Origin of the sequence: Bacterioplanes sanyensis, from assembly GCF_002237535.1 — a bacterium.
GTDB classification, from domain to species: Bacteria; Pseudomonadota; Gammaproteobacteria; order Pseudomonadales; family Oceanobacteraceae; genus Bacterioplanes; species Bacterioplanes sanyensis_A.
In genome coordinates this window covers 2,902,498-2,921,100 of record NZ_CP022530.1, presented here as the reverse complement: position 1 = coordinate 2,921,100, position 18,603 = coordinate 2,902,498, and the positions used below count along the sequence as shown (strand labels likewise).

The 18,603-nt window shown below is 52.6% G+C and carries 14 protein-coding genes and 1 pseudogene; 4 read left to right on the top strand and 11 right to left on the bottom strand.

The genetic code is table 11. The features are described from left to right. Window positions 1-19: 19 nt before the first annotated feature. Both CHH28_RS13500 and chrA read right to left on the bottom strand, forming a co-directional pair. Window positions 20-508: a hypothetical protein gene (locus CHH28_RS13500; RefSeq protein WP_094060801.1), complete on the bottom strand. Its 489-nt coding sequence runs from the start codon at window positions 506-508 to the stop codon at window positions 20-22. Window positions 509-683: 175 nt separating this feature from the next. Continuing rightward, entirely contained in the window at window positions 684-1,859 is a 1,176-nt protein-coding gene (gene chrA / locus CHH28_RS13495) for a chromate efflux transporter (protein WP_157729916.1), read from the bottom strand. A 142-nt stretch (window positions 1,860-2,001) separates the two neighbouring features. Between chrA and CHH28_RS13490 the strand changes: the two genes are divergently transcribed. Continuing rightward, entirely contained in the window at window positions 2,002-4,425 is a 2,424-nt protein-coding gene (locus CHH28_RS13490) for an EAL domain-containing protein (protein ID WP_094060799.1), read from the top strand. Between the two features lie 37 nt (window positions 4,426-4,462). Here the strand turns inward: CHH28_RS13490 and CHH28_RS13485 are convergent, their stop codons facing one another. The 3 genes from CHH28_RS13485 to rlmKL all read right to left on the bottom strand — a co-directional run bounded on the left by CHH28_RS13485 (window position 4,463) and on the right by rlmKL (window position 9,040). Beyond that, entirely contained in the window at window positions 4,463-4,807 is a 345-nt protein-coding gene (locus tag CHH28_RS13485; RefSeq protein ID WP_094060798.1) for a hypothetical protein, read from the bottom strand. Window positions 4,808-5,289: 482 nt separating this feature from the next. Continuing rightward, complete coding sequence (locus CHH28_RS13480; RefSeq protein WP_094060797.1) at window positions 5,290-6,516, bottom strand: ammonium transporter; 1,227 nt, start codon at window positions 6,514-6,516, stop codon at window positions 5,290-5,292. Between the two features lie 352 nt (window positions 6,517-6,868). Beyond that, window positions 6,869-9,040, bottom strand: a complete 2,172-nt coding sequence (rlmKL, locus tag CHH28_RS13475) for a bifunctional 23S rRNA (guanine(2069)-N(7))-methyltransferase RlmK/23S rRNA (guanine(2445)-N(2))-methyltransferase RlmL (RefSeq protein WP_094060796.1) — start codon at window positions 9,038-9,040, stop codon at window positions 6,869-6,871. A gap of 178 nt (window positions 9,041-9,218) precedes the next feature. Here rlmKL and rmf point away from each other — a divergent pair, with 178 nt between their 5' ends. Further along, the gene (gene rmf / locus CHH28_RS13470; RefSeq protein WP_094060795.1) at window positions 9,219-9,413 is read left to right on the top strand and encodes a ribosome modulation factor; all 195 of its coding nucleotides are present in this window, start codon (window positions 9,219-9,221) and stop codon (window positions 9,411-9,413) included. Between the two features lie 82 nt (window positions 9,414-9,495). On the opposite strand, the gene CHH28_RS13465 is transcribed toward rmf, so the two are convergent. Further along, window positions 9,496-10,527: a quinone-dependent dihydroorotate dehydrogenase gene (locus CHH28_RS13465; RefSeq protein ID WP_094060794.1), complete on the bottom strand. Its 1,032-nt coding sequence runs from the start codon at window positions 10,525-10,527 to the stop codon at window positions 9,496-9,498. A gap of 219 nt (window positions 10,528-10,746) precedes the next feature. On the opposite strand from CHH28_RS13465, the gene CHH28_RS13460 reads away from it, so the two are divergent. Both CHH28_RS13460 and CHH28_RS13455 read left to right on the top strand, forming a co-directional pair. Then, window positions 10,747-13,704 carry an Ig-like domain-containing protein gene (locus CHH28_RS13460; protein WP_094060793.1) on the top strand — a complete coding sequence of 986 codons (2,958 nt, stop codon included), beginning with the start codon at window positions 10,747-10,749 and terminating at the stop codon, window positions 13,702-13,704. Window positions 13,705-13,785: 81 nt separating this feature from the next. After that, a complete protein-coding gene (locus CHH28_RS13455; protein ID WP_094060792.1) occupies window positions 13,786-14,373 on the top strand; it encodes a LuxR C-terminal-related transcriptional regulator in 588 nt (195 codons plus the stop codon). 86 nt (window positions 14,374-14,459) lie between these two features. On the opposite strand, the gene CHH28_RS13450 is transcribed toward CHH28_RS13455, so the two are convergent. From CHH28_RS13450 to CHH28_RS20655, 5 genes and pseudogenes are all read right to left on the bottom strand, one after another. Further along, window positions 14,460-16,205 (bottom strand): hybrid sensor histidine kinase/response regulator, encoded by a 1,746-nt coding sequence (locus CHH28_RS13450; protein ID WP_094060791.1) that lies wholly within the window; start codon window positions 16,203-16,205, stop codon window positions 14,460-14,462. 2 nt (window positions 16,206-16,207) lie between these two features. Then, window positions 16,208-16,432 carry a DUF2835 domain-containing protein gene (locus tag CHH28_RS13445; RefSeq protein ID WP_094060790.1) on the bottom strand — a complete coding sequence of 75 codons (225 nt, stop codon included), beginning with the start codon at window positions 16,430-16,432 and terminating at the stop codon, window positions 16,208-16,210. Beyond that, window positions 16,429-17,499 carry a hypothetical protein gene (locus tag CHH28_RS13440; protein ID WP_157729914.1) on the bottom strand — a complete coding sequence of 357 codons (1,071 nt, stop codon included), beginning with the start codon at window positions 17,497-17,499 and terminating at the stop codon, window positions 16,429-16,431. The genes CHH28_RS13445 and CHH28_RS13440 overlap by 4 nt, the downstream gene beginning before the upstream one ends. A 319-nt stretch (window positions 17,500-17,818) precedes the next feature. Next, a pseudogene (locus CHH28_RS13435) lies at window positions 17,819-18,247 on the bottom strand (IS5 family transposase); the annotation flags it as partial. Next, window positions 18,214-18,597, bottom strand: coding sequence for a transposase (locus CHH28_RS20655; protein WP_094058567.1), 384 nt, complete (start codon window positions 18,595-18,597; stop codon window positions 18,214-18,216). The gene CHH28_RS20655 and the pseudogene CHH28_RS13435, both read right to left, overlap by 34 nt. Between the last annotated feature and the right edge of the window lie 6 nt (window positions 18,598-18,603).

Below are 18,603 nucleotides of genomic sequence, written 5' to 3'. Positions count from 1 at the left end.
AAGCTGATAGTTTTGATTATTATATCGGACTGAAGGTTATGAAACAGCTTCTAGTCACTACCGAGCCATTCGAATATTTATGCAGACCAATTACTCGATCGTTAATACCATCCCGGTCAATATCAAATGGCTGATACAGAACGATCGAGCTATTTGGACTGAGGGCTTGATCTCGCCACGTCTTATAATGCCGCTCAGCCACCCACTTCTCAGATACCTTGAGCCTGTTCACTAATTTTTCTTGCTGATAACGATCAATCCAACCCAAGTACTGATCTTTAGAAACGGGGATAGATGGAATCCACTCAATCCCACTTTCATCACCCAACTCTCCTCCTGGGAAATCCATGTAACTCACATCAGGTAATAGCTTATGAAATACATCACAAACGGGATAAATCCATAGTTCAATTGCACGAGGTGTAATCATCTTAAACGCTACATCAGAGTAACTCTGCAGAGAAACGAAGATCAGCCCAAACAGAACACTTTTTACAAACAACCTCATACCACTCCTCACAATCCGTAGTGACCAGACGATCACCACTCCCACAGCCACTTATTGCCGCCACAAAGTTAGCCATACACAGAAACCAACGCCGAGCAACATGTTCAACCCTTGCTATGACCTTCATACTCGTCTGAAACCTATGCCGGGCATCGTTATACAAAAAACAGTTGTATCAATAAAACACCCAGAAATACAGCACCGCCAACCCAGCCAGCAGCAACACCGTTTTGGCCGATCGTTGCCACTGCAACCAGAAAAATGCCAGCAGTGCCAGTAATAACGTCATCAATGAATGTACTCCGGCAGGCACCAGAGTGCTAAGCCAAGTGGCAGCCAATAATCCGACCACGGCAGCATTCACTGCTGCCAAGGCGGACACCAGCCGTGGTTGTTGCTGCAGCCAATACCATTGATTCAACAGCGCAAATAACAATAAAAAGCCGGGTAAAAAAATGGCCAATAAACACAACATAGCCACCCCAATGCCAGCACCCGTGCCGTGGGCAAATAATAACGCCACACTAAATAGTGGGCCTGGCAATGTCTGCGCGATGCCATAGCCGGCATTAAATTGTGTTTCGCCCAGCAAACCTTGCCCGACCAACTCTGGCTGTAACAACGGCAGCACCACATGGCCACCGCCAAACACGCTGGCCCCCGTGCGATAAAACAGCGCTACCAGCTGCTCACCGATGCCATTGGCGCCCCACCATGACCACATCAGCACTACAACAAACAAAAGCAATAAGGTTGCTGTCAGGGGTGAAGACAATGGGTTCGGTGCTTTGGTTTGCGCTGATGTTTGCGCTGCAGCTTGCGCAGTGACTCGCGCATCAATCGGTGTGCGATAGGCTCCCCAAACAGCCACAAACAACAGCATCCCCCATTGCCAGGAAGGCAAGCACAACATAAATACGCCCCCCCATGCGGCGAGCCAGCGCTGAGCGCCACTGCGGCAAAAAGTCTTCGCCATACCCCACACCGCATCAGCGACCACTACCATGGCCAGCCATTTCAACGCCAGTATCACCGCACTGTCGGCGAGCCACACCCAGGCACTGCCGAACAGCATCAGCAGCAGCACCGACGGCAGGGTAAAACCGATAAACGCCGCCAGCGCTCCTAGCCAACCGGCCAAGTCTTTGCCAATGGCGGCACCCAACTGGCTGGAAGCCGGGCCAGGCAGAAACTGCGACAAAGCCAACATATCGGCAAAACGTTGCTCACTGATGCTGCTACTCTGCACCACAAAATGCTGGCGAAAGTAGCCTATATGGGCCGCTGGCCCGCCAAATGACGTACAACCCAGCCAGAAAAACTGTCGAAACACCTGCCAAGCGTCGAGCATCACCACACTCCTATTCGTTAATGCGCCGAGCATATCAAACAATCATGACAAGCAATGCCGACCCGCTTTAGCGAGTGCCAGGCCAATATCACAGACGTCGCCTAGACTGAAGGGACTCCACACCGACAATAAGAGCCATACCATGAGGCCATCGGACTCCGCCACCAAACGCCTGCTGTTCTTGCAGCGCCTGCTGCAACAGCTGCCCGATATGGTGTGGATGAAAGATACCCAAGGTGTTTATTTAGCCTGCAACGCGCAGTTTGAACGCTTCTTTGGCGCCTGCGAAGCACAAATACTTGGGCGCACCGACTTTGACTTTGTCGATGCAGCACTAGCCAACTTCTTTTTGCAGCATGATCAAAAAGCCATGCGGGCCGACCATCCGCTGGTAAATGAGGAGAAAATCACGCTAAGCGACGGCACCGAAGTATTGCTGGAAACCACCAAAACCGCTGTGCATGACGATCAGGGCGAACTGCTGGGTGTGCTCGGTATTGGCCATAACATTACTCAGCGCAAAACCAATGAACAAATCGCGCACAAGAGTCTGGCACGCTACAAAGCCATATTAGATACCACACTGGATGGCTTTTGGGAGATGGACCCAAACGGCAATGTCGTCGATGTTAACGATACCTTCTGCCAGCTATCAGGCTTTAGCCGCCAGGAGCTGATCGGCATGAGTGTTTGGCAACTCGATGCGATGGTGACCATGAGCGAGGTAAAACAGCGCATTACTGAGATCATGCAATCGGGCGGGCAAGTCTTTGAAAGTCGACTGAGCCGTAAAGATGGTTCCACTTGGCCGGTAGAAGTGTCGGTCAATAATGCCGAGCCGGGGGCCAATCGTTTATTTGCCTTTTTTCGCGACATCAGCGCCCGCAAAAAAGCCGAGCATGATCTCAAACAAATCACCCATTTCGACTTACTGACTGGCCTTGCCAACCGCAGCCAATTGGAACAAGCCATCAACGATGAAATTCATCCATTAAGGCACGATCTAAAGCACACGGCCGTGGTGTTTATCGATATGGACGGCTTTAAAGCCATTAACGAAAAAATGGGCAATACCATTGGTGATCAGCTACTGGTGGCGGTTGGTCTGCGGCTACGCAGAGTTTTGCGCGGCGGCGATACGTTAGCGCGCATGTCTGGTGATGAGTTTGCCGCCGTATTGCCGGGTTTTAACGACCAGCAGGACTGCATTTTTACCGTGCAGCGGTTATTGGCGGCATTGCAGCAGCCATTCCATATTCATGACCGCGAAATACAAGTCAGCGCCAGCATCGGTGTCACCTTTCATCCGCAGCAACAAGACGTCACCTGCGAGCAACTGATTCGCCAGGCGGATCAAGCCATGTACGAGGCTAAACAAGCTGGGCGCAATCGGTTTCACGTATTTAATCTTGACCACGACCGCCAGCAACTGCAGCTCAACGCCAAAGTCGACGCCATTTTAAACGCCATCCAACAACAGCAGTTTGAGCTGTACTATCAGCCCAAAGTGAATATGTTCAGTGGCCAGGTCATTGGTTTTGAAGCCTTGATTCGTTGGAATCATCCACAGCTCGGGTTGTTGTCACCGGGTCAGTTTTTACCCGACATAGAACAGCATCCGGTCATGGCAGACTTAGGACAATGGACCTTAACCACGGCGTTGGATCAACTAGCGCAGTGGCAGCAACTGGCGCTGCCAATCAGCGTTAATATGGCAGCGCCACATTTACTAAAGCCCGGTTTTGTTGAGTCTTTAGCGGGGTATTTAAGCGAGCACCCACTGGTGTCGCCGCAGCAGCTGGAACTTGAGGTGTTAGAAACCGGCGCACTGGAAAATATCGACGCCGCCATCGAAGTCATTGGCCGGTGTCAGCGCCTCGGCATTCATTTTTCTCTGGATGATTTTGGCACCGGTTATTCGTCGCTTAATTATCTTAAGCTGCTGCCAGTGGAAACGCTGAAGATCGACCGCAGCTTTGTCACCGATATGATGAACAATCCGCGCGACTTGTCGATATTGGATGGCATTGTGCGCTTGGCACAAGCGTTCGACCGCCAAGTCATTGCCGAAGGCGTCGAAACACAAGAACAAGGGCTGTTTTTACTGCTACTGGGGTGTCAGCAAGCACAAGGGTTTGGCATTGCCAGACCAATGCCTGCAGCAGATGTGCCTAGCTGGGTGGCACAGTATGCAGCCAACCCTAATTGGGCAGGCATACACGCCATGAGCAAACGCAACATGCCTGCCCTATTTGCCTTGGTTGAACACCGCGCTTGGTTTACCCAGCTGCAACAAGCGTTTCATCTGCAGCAGCCAATTCCTGAGCTCAATCCAAAACAGTGCAAATTGGGCAAGTGGCTGAAAGCCAACGACGACACTCTTGCACCAGAAATACACAAGCAACTTACTCAGTGGCACCAGCAGGCACACCGCGTAGCGGCTGATATCGCCCAACTGGGTGTGCTGCAGCAGCGAGATGAACCCGCCCCACTGCTGCAAGAGTTACATCAACTGAGCGACAAGATTCAGTCTGAGCTACTGCGCCTGATGAGCATTAAAAAATAATCGCCAGTTGCAGCCAGCGCGTTTGTATCAGCAGCAGTCAGCACTGACCGCGTTTTAAGTACATGACACTGCCATTGCCTTGCTTTAACAACAGCTGTTTGGCGGTGAGCTGCAACACGGAATATTTGCCCAGCGCGCCCATCTTTAAACGTGACCCTTTGAGCTGATAGCGACTGCGCGTTTCATAACTAGGGTCCTGCATACGTACCTGTTGATCGGCGCCAAACACATAACTGGCACGCTCATTAGATTGGTTGCCATCGGCGTATTCTGTGGTGTGATGACACCAGCTACCCATCAGATCTTGCTGCAAGAAAGGCTTGGCCTGGGCGGCGCCAACCACCAACAGTGAGGCGGCCAGCGCCATAAAAGAAGCTTTCATCGGTTTGTCCTTAAACGTGTACAAAAAAAAGCGCCATGATACAGCTCTTATCGGCGCAGGCAAGGGCTGCGAACATCTGCACATAACGCTGTGACGCAGCCATGTTTTTAGTATCGAGCAGCGATACTCAAGAATGGCGGGCATTTTTCCGTATCACACTCTTTACCACACTCTTTACCACACTCTTTAACACGCTCTTTACCACTCTCTTTGGCACAGAAGTTTGCCGCCGAATCCGTCGTTGCTGAACGCTAACGCCAGATAGAGCGAGCACCGGAGAAAGCCGGTGCCAGAAAATAGAAACCTTCGAGAGTGCGACCCTATGCACCCCCTATGCGCACCTAAAGAGCACGCCGCCTTGTGCCGAAGTAAACTACCGCAGAACAGTTGCGCCTTATTCCATACCTTCTATGCCGCTCTATAGCACCATTGAGGCGCAAAGGGTCATCAAGCCTCAGGCTTTTAACCGCTGTGCAGCCGGTTTAATCGTCGCAGGTAGCGCCGATTTTATGGATCGACAAATCCGCCCCTTGATACTCCTGCTCTTCGTCCAAGCGAATGCCAGACAGCCATTTGATCGTGCCGTAAATGATAAACCCGCCGCCCACAGCAACAGCGATGCCCACCAGCGAACCAATCAATTGCGCCATCAGGCTCACACCGCCCAAGCCGCCCATACTCTGTGCACCAAAAATACCCGCCGCGATGGCGCCCCAGGTACCGCACAAGCCGTGCAAAGGCCACACACCGAGCACGTCATCAAACTTGGGAAAACGATTCTGTGCCAAGGTAAATACATAAACGAACAACGCACCGGCCACACCACCGACGATCAGCGAGCCGATGGGATGCATCACATCTGAGCCGGCACACACCGCCACCAACCCGGCCAATGGCCCATTATGAATAAACCCTGGGTCATTGCGGCCCACCAACATGGCGACAACAGTGCCACCCACCATCGCCATCAAGCTGTTCACCGCCACCAGTCCGGAAATCCCGTCCAGCGTTTGCGCCGACATCACATTAAAGCCAAACCAGCCCACGGCCAAAATCCAAGCGCCCAACGCCAAAAATGGGATATTAGACGGCGCAAAAGCCACCACCCGACCATCGCGATAACGGCCTTTGCGCGCGCCTAGTAAATACACCGCAGCAAATGCGATCCAGCCGCCCACACCATGTACAACAATAGAGCCAGCAAAGTCGTGGAACGGTGCGCCAAAGCGTTGCTCTAACCAAGCTTGAAAGCCGTAATTGCCATTCCAAATCAGACCTTCAAAAAACGGATACACCAGCGCCACTGTCAGTGCCGAAGCGATTAAGATTGGATAAAATTTCGCCCTCTCGGCAATACCGCCAGAGACAATGGCCGGTATGGCTGCAGCAAAGGTCAGCAAGAAAAAGAATTTAACCAGCTCGTAACCGTTGTTATTGATCAAATCGTGAGCGCTGGCAAAAAAATCCAGACCGTACGCAACTTGATAACCCACAAAAAAATAGGCAATGGTCGACACACCAAAGTCGGTAATAATTTTGACCAGCGCATTAACCTGGTTTTTATGGCGCACCGTACCCACTTCTAAAAAAGCAAAGCCTGCATGCATGGCCAGCACCATAATGGCGCCCAGCAAGATGAACATGGTGTTGGCGCTTTGCATCAGTGTTTCAACGGCACTGTTCATCGCGGTTAAATCTGAGTGGTTCATACAACTCCCCATCAGCCTATCTGGGTTCCTAAAGCAGGTTCCTGCAACAGGCTCATTTTCTCTGTAGGTAGCTCAGCCAAGGCACTGCAGTTTTCGCGACTGTCGCCGCGATACCGTTGCAGCCAATAGGTCGCACTGATGCGGCCAAACTTCAAAAGCTCAGCCGGCATGCCTCATACTGATACCGGTTGTTTTTATATGCCCAAAGTTTGGGCAACTGGTTTTTCAGCTGGCTGTTAGAGCAGAATCCGTACCAGAAACATGGGTTTTGGGAATAAGCAGCAAGATTTTGAGCACAGAAATGCAGCAAAGGCCCGGAGTTCGGGCCTTTGTTTGGGGCACAAGCGGTGGATTACGCGCGTGTGATATGAAAGCAGTGATGGATATTGGGGCGCCGGGCAAAGTCAAATGGCACCGACTTTGTGCCTTGATCGGTAATCACGAACTCTTTTAGTGCATCGCGATCGATTTGAAAGCGTCTGAGGTTGGTGGAGAAAATCAGCACACCACCTGGGTTGAGCAGCGTCATTGCTTGGCTGATCAATTGCACATGATCGCGCTGAATATCGAGCACCCCTTCCATACGTTTCGAATTTGAGAACGTGGGCGGGTCCATAAAAATCGTATCGTAGCCGCCGCGCTGTTTGTTACTGTGCTCGGCCAACCATTGCAGGCAATCTTGTTGCACAAATTCGTGCTGCGCCGGGTCGAGCTGATTTAAACGGAAGTTATCTTTGCCCCAATTTAAATAGGTGCGCGACATATCCACGCTGGTGCACTGCGCACCGCGCTGTGCCGCATGCAAGCTGGCCACAGCGGTGTAGCAGAACAAGTTTAAAAAGCGCTGCTGCGGCGCACTGCGCTGCGCGATGAGCAACCGTGTTGGCCGGTGGTCCAAAAACAAACCGGTGTCGAGATAATCGCGCAAATTCACCACCAGCTGCACATCGCCCTCGCGCACCACCAATTGCTGCTCAGCGCTGGCCACTTTCTCGTATTGTTTTTTGCCCGACTGACGCTCACGTCGCTTCAGCACGATGCGTTCCGCCGCCACACCGGTGACCTCCGGCAAGGCCGCCAGCACATCCAGCAAGCGGCGCTCGGCTTTGTCTGGATCGATTGACTTGGGCGGCGTGTATTCCTGTACGTGCAACCACTCACCTTGCTCGGCGCAGTAGCGATCAATCGCCACGGCGTACTCGGGCAAATCGGCATCGTACAAGCGATAGCAGCTCACCTGCTCGCGTTTGGCCCACTTGTGTAGTTGCTTTAAGTTTTTGCGCACGCGATTGGCAAAGGCTTCCACCGGACCGCGAATCAAACTTTCAGGAGCGGCTTGAGAGCGTTCGTCGGCGGCACCAAACAGCAATAATCGCGTGGCGATTTGGCCGTTGGTGAAGCGGTACTGTTTGTCCATGGGCCGGCTGATCACTTTGGCCAGATCGACGTTGCCAGTGAATACCGCCAGCGGCCAGTCCGGCAGCTTGAGGCCGGCTTTGTGCAGCTGCTGGTACAGCGGCGCCAGCTGCGGCAGCTCGCTCAAACGCTCGCCGTACGGAGGGTTACAGATGATCAGGCCACCCTCAGCCACCACCTCATCTTTCACCCGCAGCGCATCAACAGAACGACGCTCCAAATGCACCTTACCGGCCAGCCCCGAACGCTCCAGATTCTTGTGCGCGGCATTGAGCTGCTCTGGGTCGATGTCAAAGCCATAGAAGCGGTTTTTCAGCGCTGCGATGCCATCACTGCGACGCTGGCGCGCCTCGTCACACAACTGCAACCACAGTTTGCGATCGTGGCCTTTCCAGTCACTGAAACCCCACAACTGGCGATTGAACCCTGGGGCGATGTCTGCAGCCATCATCGCCGCCTCGATCAGTAAAGTGCCGGAGCCGCACATGGGGTCCACCAGATGCTGACCCTGGGCCCATTTCTCCGGCCAACCAGCACGTAACAGTAGCGCAGCCGCCAGGTTTTCTTTCAGCGGCGCCTTACCCGGCTGCAAGCGATAGCCGCGGCGATGCAAACTGTCACCACTGAGGTTCAAAAACAGGCTGAGCTTGCCCTTGGCCAAGCGCGCTTCAATGCGAACGGCGGCGTTTTTGTCCACCGATGGGCGCTGCCCCTGCTGCTCGCGAAAGCTGTCCACCACCGCGTCTTTAATGCGCTGAGCGCCAAACTGTGTATTGCGGACAAAGTCGGTACGACCATGGAAGTCGATACGAAATGTGGCTGAGACCGAAAACACCGAATTCCAGTCCACTTGTCTGGCACAGTCGTACAATTCATTGACCGATGTCACCTGACTTTCATACAAGGGTAACAATATTCTGCTCGCCAAACGGCTCCACAGACACACCCGGTAGACCACTTCCAGCGGGCCACTGAACGCCACACCCATGTGCGTTTCTCGTTCAACTTTGCCACCTAAGTGGCTGATTTCATCCGCCAGAAGCGATTCCAACCCTTTCGGACATAGGGCCATCCACGCCACTTCTGGCGCCTGAACATCTGTTTGCATGCTGAAAGTAATCCGTTCGTCAAATAGCGTTGCGAAGCAAGAGCAACGCTGTTTATAAGAAAAAAATCATTAACATCGACCCAAGCGTCGCGATAAAACCTTAGGGGCTGTCGCTGCTTACGTCATCTTTTCACTTGGCAGCGACCAGTTCTTTAAACAGGAAGCGAGGACGCATCTTATGAAGAAACAGAAACGCGATTTGCAAGAACGGGCTTTCTCACGTGGTTACCGCGCCGGGGTCGAACGAAGATCCAAAGACCTAGCGCCCATGGGCACCATGCGAGACGCCTGGATGGCCGGTTGGCGATCCGGACGAGCAGACAATTGGGATGGATACACCGGCGTTTCTGGAATTCATAAAATGTCACTATAGCCTTCAGCACCCGCCACCTCACCCGGGTGGCCGCCCCGTTATCAACGGGGCATTTTTTTGCCTGCCGTTTGCCCAGCTTAAATCACATGTTGGCGCGCAGCGCAGCTAACGCATCCACCGCTTCGCCAATCAGCTCGGGACCACGATAAATAAAGCCACTGTACACTTGCACCAACTGTGCACCGGCCTTGACCTTATCCACCGCGCCTTCGCCATCAAGAATCCCGCCCACGCCGATGATCGGCAGTTTTCCGGCCAACGCCTGCGACAATTGCTCGACCGTCTCGGTGGCCAACTCTTCCACCGGCGCACCGCTGAGACCACCTTGCTCGTCGCCATGACGCGCTCCAGAAACACCCTCGCGCGACAAGGTGGTGTTGGTGGCAATGACGCCGTCCATTTCTGTTTCTAGCAGAGTCTCAGCCACCAAACCGACTTCTTCTTCGCTCATGTCTGGGGCAATTTTCACAAAGATGGGCTTGTAGCCGTGCTGTTGACTGAGCTGTGCTTGGCGCTCTTTTAACGGCTGTAACAACTCTTTCAACGCGTCACCGTATTGCAGCGTTCGCAGCCCAGGCGTATTGGGAGAAGAAATGTTGACCGCAATGTAGCTGGCATGCTCGTAGACTTTGTTCAGGCAGGTAAGATAATCGCTGCTGGCGTCCTCTACAGCGGTATCGAAGTTTTTGCCAATATTGATACCCAAAACACCGTCATAGCGCGCGGCTTTGACTCGCGCCACCAGGTGATCGACGCCCTTATTGTTAAACCCCATGCGGTTAATGATGGCGCGCTGCTGCGGTAGGCGGAACAGGCGTGGTTTAGGGTTGCCAGGCTGTGGCCGTGGCGTCACGGTGCCAATTTCAATAAAGCCAAAGCCCAAGCGGGCAAAGGCATCTATGTAGTCGCCGTTTTTATCCAAACCAGCAGCCAGGCCAACTGGGTTGGCAAAGCGAATACCAGCGACTTCGGTTTCCAGGTTGGCAACCTGCGGCGCTAAATACTGCAGCAGCCCCAGACGCTCCCCAGCGCCCAGCATATCTAAGCCGAGTTCGTGGGACGTTTCACCACTGAGTCGAAAAAACAGTTGCCGAGTCAGGCTGTACCAATCCATACCAATCTCCAGATGCGGGCGTCGGGGCAAAAAACCGCGGCATTATACGGTAAATGCCCCCCCCTGTAGACGACCGGCGCCAGAAAAGCCGGTTTTCGCAACAAATTTATCGCGCTGCTGAAAAAACTACCCGTTTGGGTAGTCCCCGAATACAGCCCTTCTTCCTAATATCCGCCGCATTCAAACACACACCATCAACATCCAAGGGGAAGACAGAACATGGTTCAGGGCAGTTACACCTTGCTGCACACATTGGTCGTGCGCGCCTGTTTGGGCGCTGCGGCGCTGACGCTGGCCGGTTGCGGCAGCGATTCGTCCAGCAACAACAGCGAAGCGACGCCAGTAGAAAGCAACTCGGCTCCCGTACTGGCAGACAACGTCATGCTCAGCTGCGATGAAGACACTAAGCGCAGCATGCGCTTGCCGGTCAGCGACCCAGATGGCGATGCGCTGACCATCACCATTCTGTCGGCGCCAGAGCAAGCCGGCGCACGCATCCATGAAGGCATGATCGAGCTGAATCCTGAGCCGGGTTACCACGGCGATGGCGAGATTGTGTTGTTAATCAGCGACGGTACGCACGAGCTGCGCAAAACCGTGCCGGTGAGCATTATTTCCGTGAATGATGCGCCCGAATGGCAAATGAACACGGATTGGCAAATGACCGAGGACCAAGCCAAGACATTGGACCTCAAAGTGCAAGACCCAGACGGCGATGAACTGGCCTATAAAATCCTCTCCGCTCCCGACTGGATCAATGCGGTCATTGTTGACGGTCAATTGCGTTTAACCCCAGCCGCGCATCGCTATGGGAACGACAAAATTGTGGTGCAAGTGTCCGATGGCAAACTGCATCAGGACATTGAATTGAATGTCAGCGTGGCGGCACAAAACGATGCCCCTGTTATTCCGGCAATCAACAAAAAAACACTGACCTCAGGTAATGCGGCGTCGTTTAAACTCACCGCCAGCGACCCTGATGGCGACCAGCTGACATTCAAATTACTAGCAGCACCGAGCGGATTTATTGTGAGCGTTTCCGCCACCGGCACCGTCACCATCACCCCCAAGGCTGGTTATACCGGCAGCGGCACCGTGACCGTTCAAGTGTCTGACGGCAAACAAGTGACTCGACGCAGTTTTACCGTGGCAGCGCAAAGCGCCAATAACGGTTCGAGCGGCGGCGGCAATAGCGGTGGTGGAAACAACGGCGGCAACGGCGGCAACGGCGGTGGCAATAATGGCGGAGGTAACAACAACCGTGCTCCGTCCTTTGCTGGCACCCAAAGCAGCATTGTGTTTGATGAAGACGCCTCTGCCAGCGTTGATATCAAATTAACCGACGCCGATGGCGATGCCGTCAGCTGGAAGATAGAACCGTTTAAAAGCGATTTATTAAGCGTTAGCGCCAGCCAAAACCAGCTCAATATAGTGGCCGCTCAAAACCAATTTGGCAGCGCGACGATTCCTTTGTCCGCCAGTGATGGCAAAGCCACGTCGAATTTTAATCTGGCGGTGACCGTCAACCCAGTTAACGACGCTCCACAACTGCTCGATGCAGACACACTGGCTAACTCGGTCTTTTTAACGCCCAGCACTCAGCAGACGTTGGCACTGAGCGTGTTCGACCCTGACTCAGCCGATGCCGACATCAGCATCCGTGTTGATAGTGTTAGTAACAGCGCCATACTGGATGCTTCGGTGAACCAGCGCGACTTGCAATTAAACGCAAAAACCCTAGGCAGCGCCGTCGTTAGCCTGACGATCAGTGACGATCAGGACAGCACCGACATCGACCTGACGTTTGAAGTGAAAGCGCCAGAAAAAGCCTATTTTGTCGCCAATGATGGTGTGCACGGCAAAGAGCTGTGGGTCACCGACGGCACAACCGATGGCACTCAGATGGTGCAAGATTTATCGCCAGGGGTTGAAGATTCCAAATTCACTCACCTCTATCACCACAATGATATGCTGCTACTGGGAGCTGGGTCCTCAACGGGCTACCCCAGCATTGCCATGGTCCCAGCTGATCAAAACAGCATTCATTTCATGGTTGATGCACCTTGGCCCGCTGACTTTATTGAGTATAAAGACACCGTATTCTTTGCGCACGGCGGAGCATCAATTAGGAAAACACGCGGGGTGAGCGGTATCTATCAAACCGACGGAAGCTATCCGGGCACTCAACTAATTTTTAGTAGCTATACAACAACGCCGTCGCCGCATCTGATATCGAGCATTCATAATCTGCATATTGTTGGCAATAAATTGCTATTTTTTGCTATCACCCCAGACCACGGCCATGAGCTGTATATGATGGACGCAGACAATCCAAGCTTTGATAACGTTGAATTGGTGTACGATTACGCTCCTGGCACAGACGATGGTTTTGACTTCGATAGCGGTGTTGAGATTATCGATTTATCCCACTATTCAAGTAATGGTAAAACAGACGTTAACGCCACCTGTTTTATCGCCAAAGCAACGCTTGAACACGAGATCTTTTGTGTTGAGTTTGATCGTGGCAACGACATTTTCCGCATGAATGATGATTTCCGACATACCTATACCAACCCAATGAATGTTCTATTTTGGCAACAACACATGCTGTTCACCGCACAGTTAGATGGTAGTAGTGATCGCCATACTGTATGGATCGATTTTTCTCTCGGGGCCAAAGATCGCAGCCCCACCGGTGCAGAACAAACCATCGCCTCAGAAAAGACCCGTTTTGAGGTGCACAACAACAAAGCCTTGTTTACCGCCAAATCACAAGACAGTGGTGACTGGCATTGGTATTCGCTTGATCTCAGCAGCACGGATTCAGTCCAGGTTGAGAAACTGCCGCATTTATCCGATGAAGAAAGCTGGCACGACGTGGTGAACGGCCAACATTGGGCCATGGGTATCAACAGCCGGGATGAGTTTGGCCTGTTGGTGGATGGGTTATTTACCGCTCCGCTGAATGACATTCTAGGCACCATGTTTGACATCGCAGGCAACCAGCGTGAACAATCCGTGTTCTCGCGCCAGCAGATCAATGGCAAACGCTTACTGATCTTGCAAAAAGACGGCCACGGGATGGAACCCTGGATAACCGACGGCACCGTGGCTGGTACACGCATGTTAAAAGACATCCATGCAGGTCCGCAGAGCAGCTTAGAATTAACAAACTAAACGCCTTGAGAGTGGCCAGCTGGCCACTCTCCTTCTACATAATCAATCAATTAAAATGAACTCGTTGGACTTGGAATTTTTATGCGCTTAGTGCTGGCAGACGACCATGAACTGTTTTTGGATGGCCTAGAGTCGCTGGTCAACAGCCTGGTACCCAAAGTTGAAGTGCACCGCGCCCAATGTTTAGACAGTTTAATGTCACTGCCTTTGGCGCAGATGCACGCAGGCATCATAGATTTAAAAATGCCCGGCATGAAGGGCGGCATATCGATCAATCGCATCGCCAATGCGTTGCAAGGTCGGCTAATGATTTTAACCTCCAGCGAAAGCCAGGTTGAACAAGAAGCGTGTTTTCAGTACGGCGCACAGGCATTTGTTAGCAAAGGCGAAAGCCGTGAAAATCTGATCATTGCCCTGACGAAGTTTTTGCATTCGAATCCGGTGCGTGCCGGCATTCCACCTCACCCAGCTACCTCACCGGCCTTCACTTTCCGCCAGCAGCAAATATTACAAGCGGTGGCAGACGGTCTGACCAACAAACAAATTGGTTGTCAGTTTAATATTTCAGAAAACACCGTCAAAAAGCATTTATCGCATCTATTTATGATTCTTGACGCCTCGACGCGCTCTGAGTGCGTTGCCAAAGCCAGGCAGATGAAGTTGCTGTAACCAACACTTTGATTGGGCGCCAATAACGCCCGCCGCAGAATAGAAGCCAGACCCTGTAATACCAACGCTACGTTGCCAGCTGCAGATTAACTGCCTGCTTTCGTGATGAAATTTTGCAATTGTTCCAGCAGTTGCTGCGGCGGTACTGGCTTGTTCAGCAGCGGCAGAGCTTGGTACGGGGCCGGGAGCTGTGACATAAGCACATCGCCCGTCAGCAGCAAGCAAGGAATGCCCGGGAAGCGTGCCTGCGCTTGATCGAACACATCCAACCCTGTCTCCCCATCCGCCAAGCGATAGTCACTGATCAATCCAGCCGGCCTCACATCAAGTTCATCTAACATGTTAGCCAACTTGCTCCAGTTATCTGCTGCAACCACCCAGACACCTTGTAACGACAACCAATGACACAGCGATGCACGCGCTTCGACATCGTCATCCACCAAAGCCAAGCATTGATCGTCCGGCCAATGCAACAGCGCCTGGGGTTGATCATGCTGCGCCTTGGGGGCTTCCTTGGCTAGCGGCAATTGGAAGGTGATGCAGGTGCCTTTTCCGAGCTCACTGCTGAGCGTTAACTGCAACTGCAGCAGTTCATTAATGCGCTGTACGATCGCCAGCCCTAGCCCTAAGCCTTTACTTCGGTCGCGCTCAGGATTGTCGACCTGATAATAATCCGAAAAGATGTGTCGCTGATGATCCTCAGCGATGCCCACACCAGTGTCCTGCACCCGAATGATTACCTGATCGCCGCACACATCGGCCAGCAGCTGCACCTGGCCTGCATGCGTGTATTTAAACGCATTGCCCAGCACATTATTCAGCACACGCAGCAACAGCTCATAGTCACTGCTGACATACACATCCGGTAAATCCAGTTTAAAATCGACGCCCGGTCGAGCGAGTTTATCCAGGTGCTGATCCAATAATCGCCGCTGTACTTGCCGTAAAGAAAACACCTGCACATCTACCTGTTGCTGATGCTCCAAGGTCGAGATATCCAGCACCGCATCAAACAGCGCTGCCAAACTATCGATACTGCGCCGTAATTTGCCGTTGTACGGATTATCTGGCTGCTGCAGCTCTTGCCCGGCACACAATAAGTTCAATGCTTGCAAGGGCTGGCGTAAATCGTGACTGGCCGCGGCCATAAAGCGATTTTTTTCCGTTACCGCTGCTTGGGCACGGCTTTGCTGTTCGCGCACTTCCACTAACATATCTTCATTGTTCAAGCGCAACTGCTCTGCCATAGCCATCAAACGCGTTGCTCGAATGTTGGACGACAAGGCTAAACCAAAAAAGCCGCAACCGACTAACATAGGAATGATCAAATCCGGTGCAAAATGATAAAACGTCAACACTTGGCCGCTCAGTGCAAAGACGGCAAACAATAAAAAGCCGCCCGGTATATGAATCATCACGTTGCCCGACAACGCCACATACGCCAAGGCCACCACCAACACCTGCAAAGTCAGTTCAGACTGCGAGGAATAAAACACATAAGGCATCAACGCCCAGTTAATGCCTGAAAGCATCACGATACTCAGCCCGACCCAGTACCAATGAGACAAATTGTCACTTATCGTCGCCCGCTGCACGCGCCACAGCTGCATTAATAAATACAACAACATCGATACCGAGGTGGCTACCCATAGCCCTATAACCGCATTGGGCTGACCGCCAACTAAATACACAATTAAAGCGATGGTAATCAACGCAGCAAAACTGGCATTGGTACGGAACTGGCGAAACTGCTGCGCCAATAGCGCGTGCAATACCCGATCATCCTGGCAATGGCACAGACGGCGCAAGGCCAACAAAAATGACGACAACATGATTAATTCAACTTGGTAATACCAGTAAATTTACCGGCTGAATCGAACTCAATGGCAAAGCGGCCATAAATACCTTCGTGGCCGACCACACGCTGCAAAATATTGGCGGGAAAACGCACAATGCGCCCGTCCTCCGCTGTCGCTACCACGTTCTTGGCCGTTCCACTGTAATAAGCCAGATAGTCGTCGGCAGAAATCGCCAAATCCACCACAATGCGCTGACTCATTGCCCTTCTCCCACCTGCTGTTGACGCCACAGCTCTAACCGCTCGCGCATGTCTTTAATGTGTTCAAACGCCTCCGGCGGCAACGCCCAGCTACGCAAGTGAATGCGCTGTGGCAACAGAGCCTCAGGCTGTAAATGCTGCGCCAGCACCGCCAATCCTTGCGGATTTAACAAGCGCTCCGCCAACTCTCCGTAGCGCTGCTTGGGCAGACGTTTGGGCGAGCAACGCACGTCCTCCAGCGATAATTGTTGCAGCAATGCTGGCGTTCTTAATACGCTGCAGTTGATGCTTTCATTCCAACCGTCATCCACATAATCGGCCCAAAGAAAATCGTTGGCGCGCTGCCAGCGTTTGTTCTCACAACGAATGTACGCCTCGGGCTGAGTGCCGTACAAAGGGTCCGGCTGCTCGGCCAGAATTCGATTCCAAAAACGCAATCCCTGGAAGTTAGCGACCAAGTCCGCGTAAGAAAATACCCCCGTCGTTTGCGCACCAAAATACAAAGATTCCGACCATTCACCAAACAACAGCCCGGCGTTTAGCTCGCCTTGCAATCGTTGCGTGGCGGCAAAATAACTGGCCCCTTCGGTAAAGAAATGACCGAGCTTATCAGTGCCGACCTCTGTGCCTCCCAAGCGAATCACGGCGGCAATGCGCTGACTCAACACCAAAGACGGCGAATACTGCCAGGCAAAATCCCGGTAAATGGACTGCTCAAAGGGAATGCGCCGACGCTCTACCTGATCAGACTGCTCGGCAAAGGTTTCCACTTGGCCAATCACTGGCCGCGCCAGGTACCAGCGTAAACTGTCGTACAAACGCTCGACATCGCAGTTGGGGCGCCGGCGCATCATATGCACTTTTTGCGGTCGCTGGCGCGGATACGGACTGTTGGCCAGCTTAATCGCCGCATCGATGCGCCGCTCAACTTCGGCTTCAATGATGGCACTGCTGTCGTTTAAAGGTGTAAAGGGCTGGCCGGAAAACTGATCCACTTCCGCAGCCAAAGATAGGCATGTCAGGCCGCACAAGATCAGGCCACACAGGTAACGCAATATCGTTCGCACAGTCGAGTCTCGCAAAACATCTGCGCGCATTATCTATGCCGCGACGCGCAAGGTCACCCACTAGTCTCCTGAATGAGAAGTACGCCTATGTTCAGAGCGAATGGGAAGCGCTAGTACTAGGCGCTGTTGGCAGGAAATATCAGGATCTTTAACAGCAACAACGCCGTAATGGCGCTACTCGTTCGCTCCCTTAGGCACGCCCTTCAAACCCTCTGGCGTCGTTCTGTTTCTGCCAATGGACCATGGCCTATGAGGCACGCCTCGCCAGAGCATTTGAATGGCCCGCTGAATGCGTGCGCACTTCTGACTAGAAGCTGTTTCACAACTTCTTTAGCACGATCATCATGCAGGCGGCGTGAAAGAAGGCTCGATACATTGAGAGCTTTCTTTCCCATCGAACCACTAATCGCCGATAATTTCCAAGCCAAGCAAAAGTGCGCTCTACTTTCCAGCGACGGTCGTACCTTCTCAGCTTTCTACCATCTTGCAGCGGCGCTTTTCTCCTGTTTCGACGATGTGGACAAATGAGATCAACGCCCCGTTTCTTTAACGCCATTCGCAGAGGATCAGAGTCTGCCGCTTTATCGTAAATCAAACGCTTCACCTTGCTCTTGCCATAGGAAACATTTAACAAAGCCTCAATCAGATTGACCTCCGCCGGTGACGCTGAGCCAAGTGTCAGCCCGATTGGAATGCCTTCGCCATCGACGACTATCATCCACTTCGACCCCTTACCACGCTTGGTTTTTCCAACACCGAGGCCCCTTTTTTTGCGGGTGCAAAACTACCATCAGAAAACGATTCTTCCCAATTTAACCGCGACTGTTGATCCAGAACGCGAAGAAGCTTACGCCAGGCTTTGACCCATGCACCTTGCTCTTCCCAGTACTGAAGGCGGCGCCAGCAGGTACTCGGTGAAGGATAGCGCTCGGGTAGATCACGCCAGCGCGCACCTGAACGTAAGACCCATAAAATGCCCTCGAAACAGGCTCGATTGCTGATAGGTTTGGGACCCCCTTTGCCACGAGGCAGGCTGGGTAAACAAGGCTCAATGTGTGCCCACTGTTGGTCGGTCAGTTCTGAGGTTGAACGTTTCATGGTGGA

Excerpts from the sequence above, each read along its gene's own strand:
- CHH28_RS13480 (WP_094060797.1), bottom strand. The coding sequence starts at position 6,516 with ATGAACCACTCAGATTTAACCGCGATGAACAGTGCCGTTGAAACACTG.
- CHH28_RS13465 (WP_094060794.1), bottom strand. The coding sequence starts at position 10,527 with ATGGATTGGTACAGCCTGACTCGGCAACTGTTTTTTCGACTCAGTGGT.
- CHH28_RS20655 (WP_094058567.1), bottom strand. The coding sequence starts at position 18,597 with ATGAAACGTTCAACCTCAGAACTGACCGACCAACAGTGGGCACACATT.
- rmf (WP_094060795.1), top strand. The coding sequence starts at position 9,219 with ATGAAGAAACAGAAACGCGATTTGCAAGAACGGGCTTTCTCACGTGGT.
- CHH28_RS13445 (WP_094060790.1), bottom strand. The coding sequence starts at position 16,432 with ATGAGTCAGCGCATTGTGGTGGATTTGGCGATTTCTGCCGACGACTAT.
- CHH28_RS13490 (WP_094060799.1), top strand. The coding sequence starts at position 2,002 with ATGAGGCCATCGGACTCCGCCACCAAACGCCTGCTGTTCTTGCAGCGC.
- CHH28_RS13450 (WP_094060791.1), bottom strand. The coding sequence starts at position 16,205 with ATGTTGTCGTCATTTTTGTTGGCCTTGCGCCGTCTGTGCCATTGCCAG.
- CHH28_RS13500 (WP_094060801.1), bottom strand. The coding sequence starts at position 508 with ATGAGGTTGTTTGTAAAAAGTGTTCTGTTTGGGCTGATCTTCGTTTCT.
- CHH28_RS13460 (WP_094060793.1), top strand. The coding sequence starts at position 10,747 with ATGGTTCAGGGCAGTTACACCTTGCTGCACACATTGGTCGTGCGCGCC.
- rlmKL (WP_094060796.1), bottom strand. The coding sequence starts at position 9,040 with ATGCAAACAGATGTTCAGGCGCCAGAAGTGGCGTGGATGGCCCTATGT.
- CHH28_RS13485 (WP_094060798.1), bottom strand. The coding sequence starts at position 4,807 with ATGAAAGCTTCTTTTATGGCGCTGGCCGCCTCACTGTTGGTGGTTGGC.
- CHH28_RS13455 (WP_094060792.1), top strand. The coding sequence starts at position 13,786 with ATGCGCTTAGTGCTGGCAGACGACCATGAACTGTTTTTGGATGGCCTA.
- chrA (WP_157729916.1), bottom strand. The coding sequence starts at position 1,859 with ATGCTCGACGCTTGGCAGGTGTTTCGACAGTTTTTCTGGCTGGGTTGT.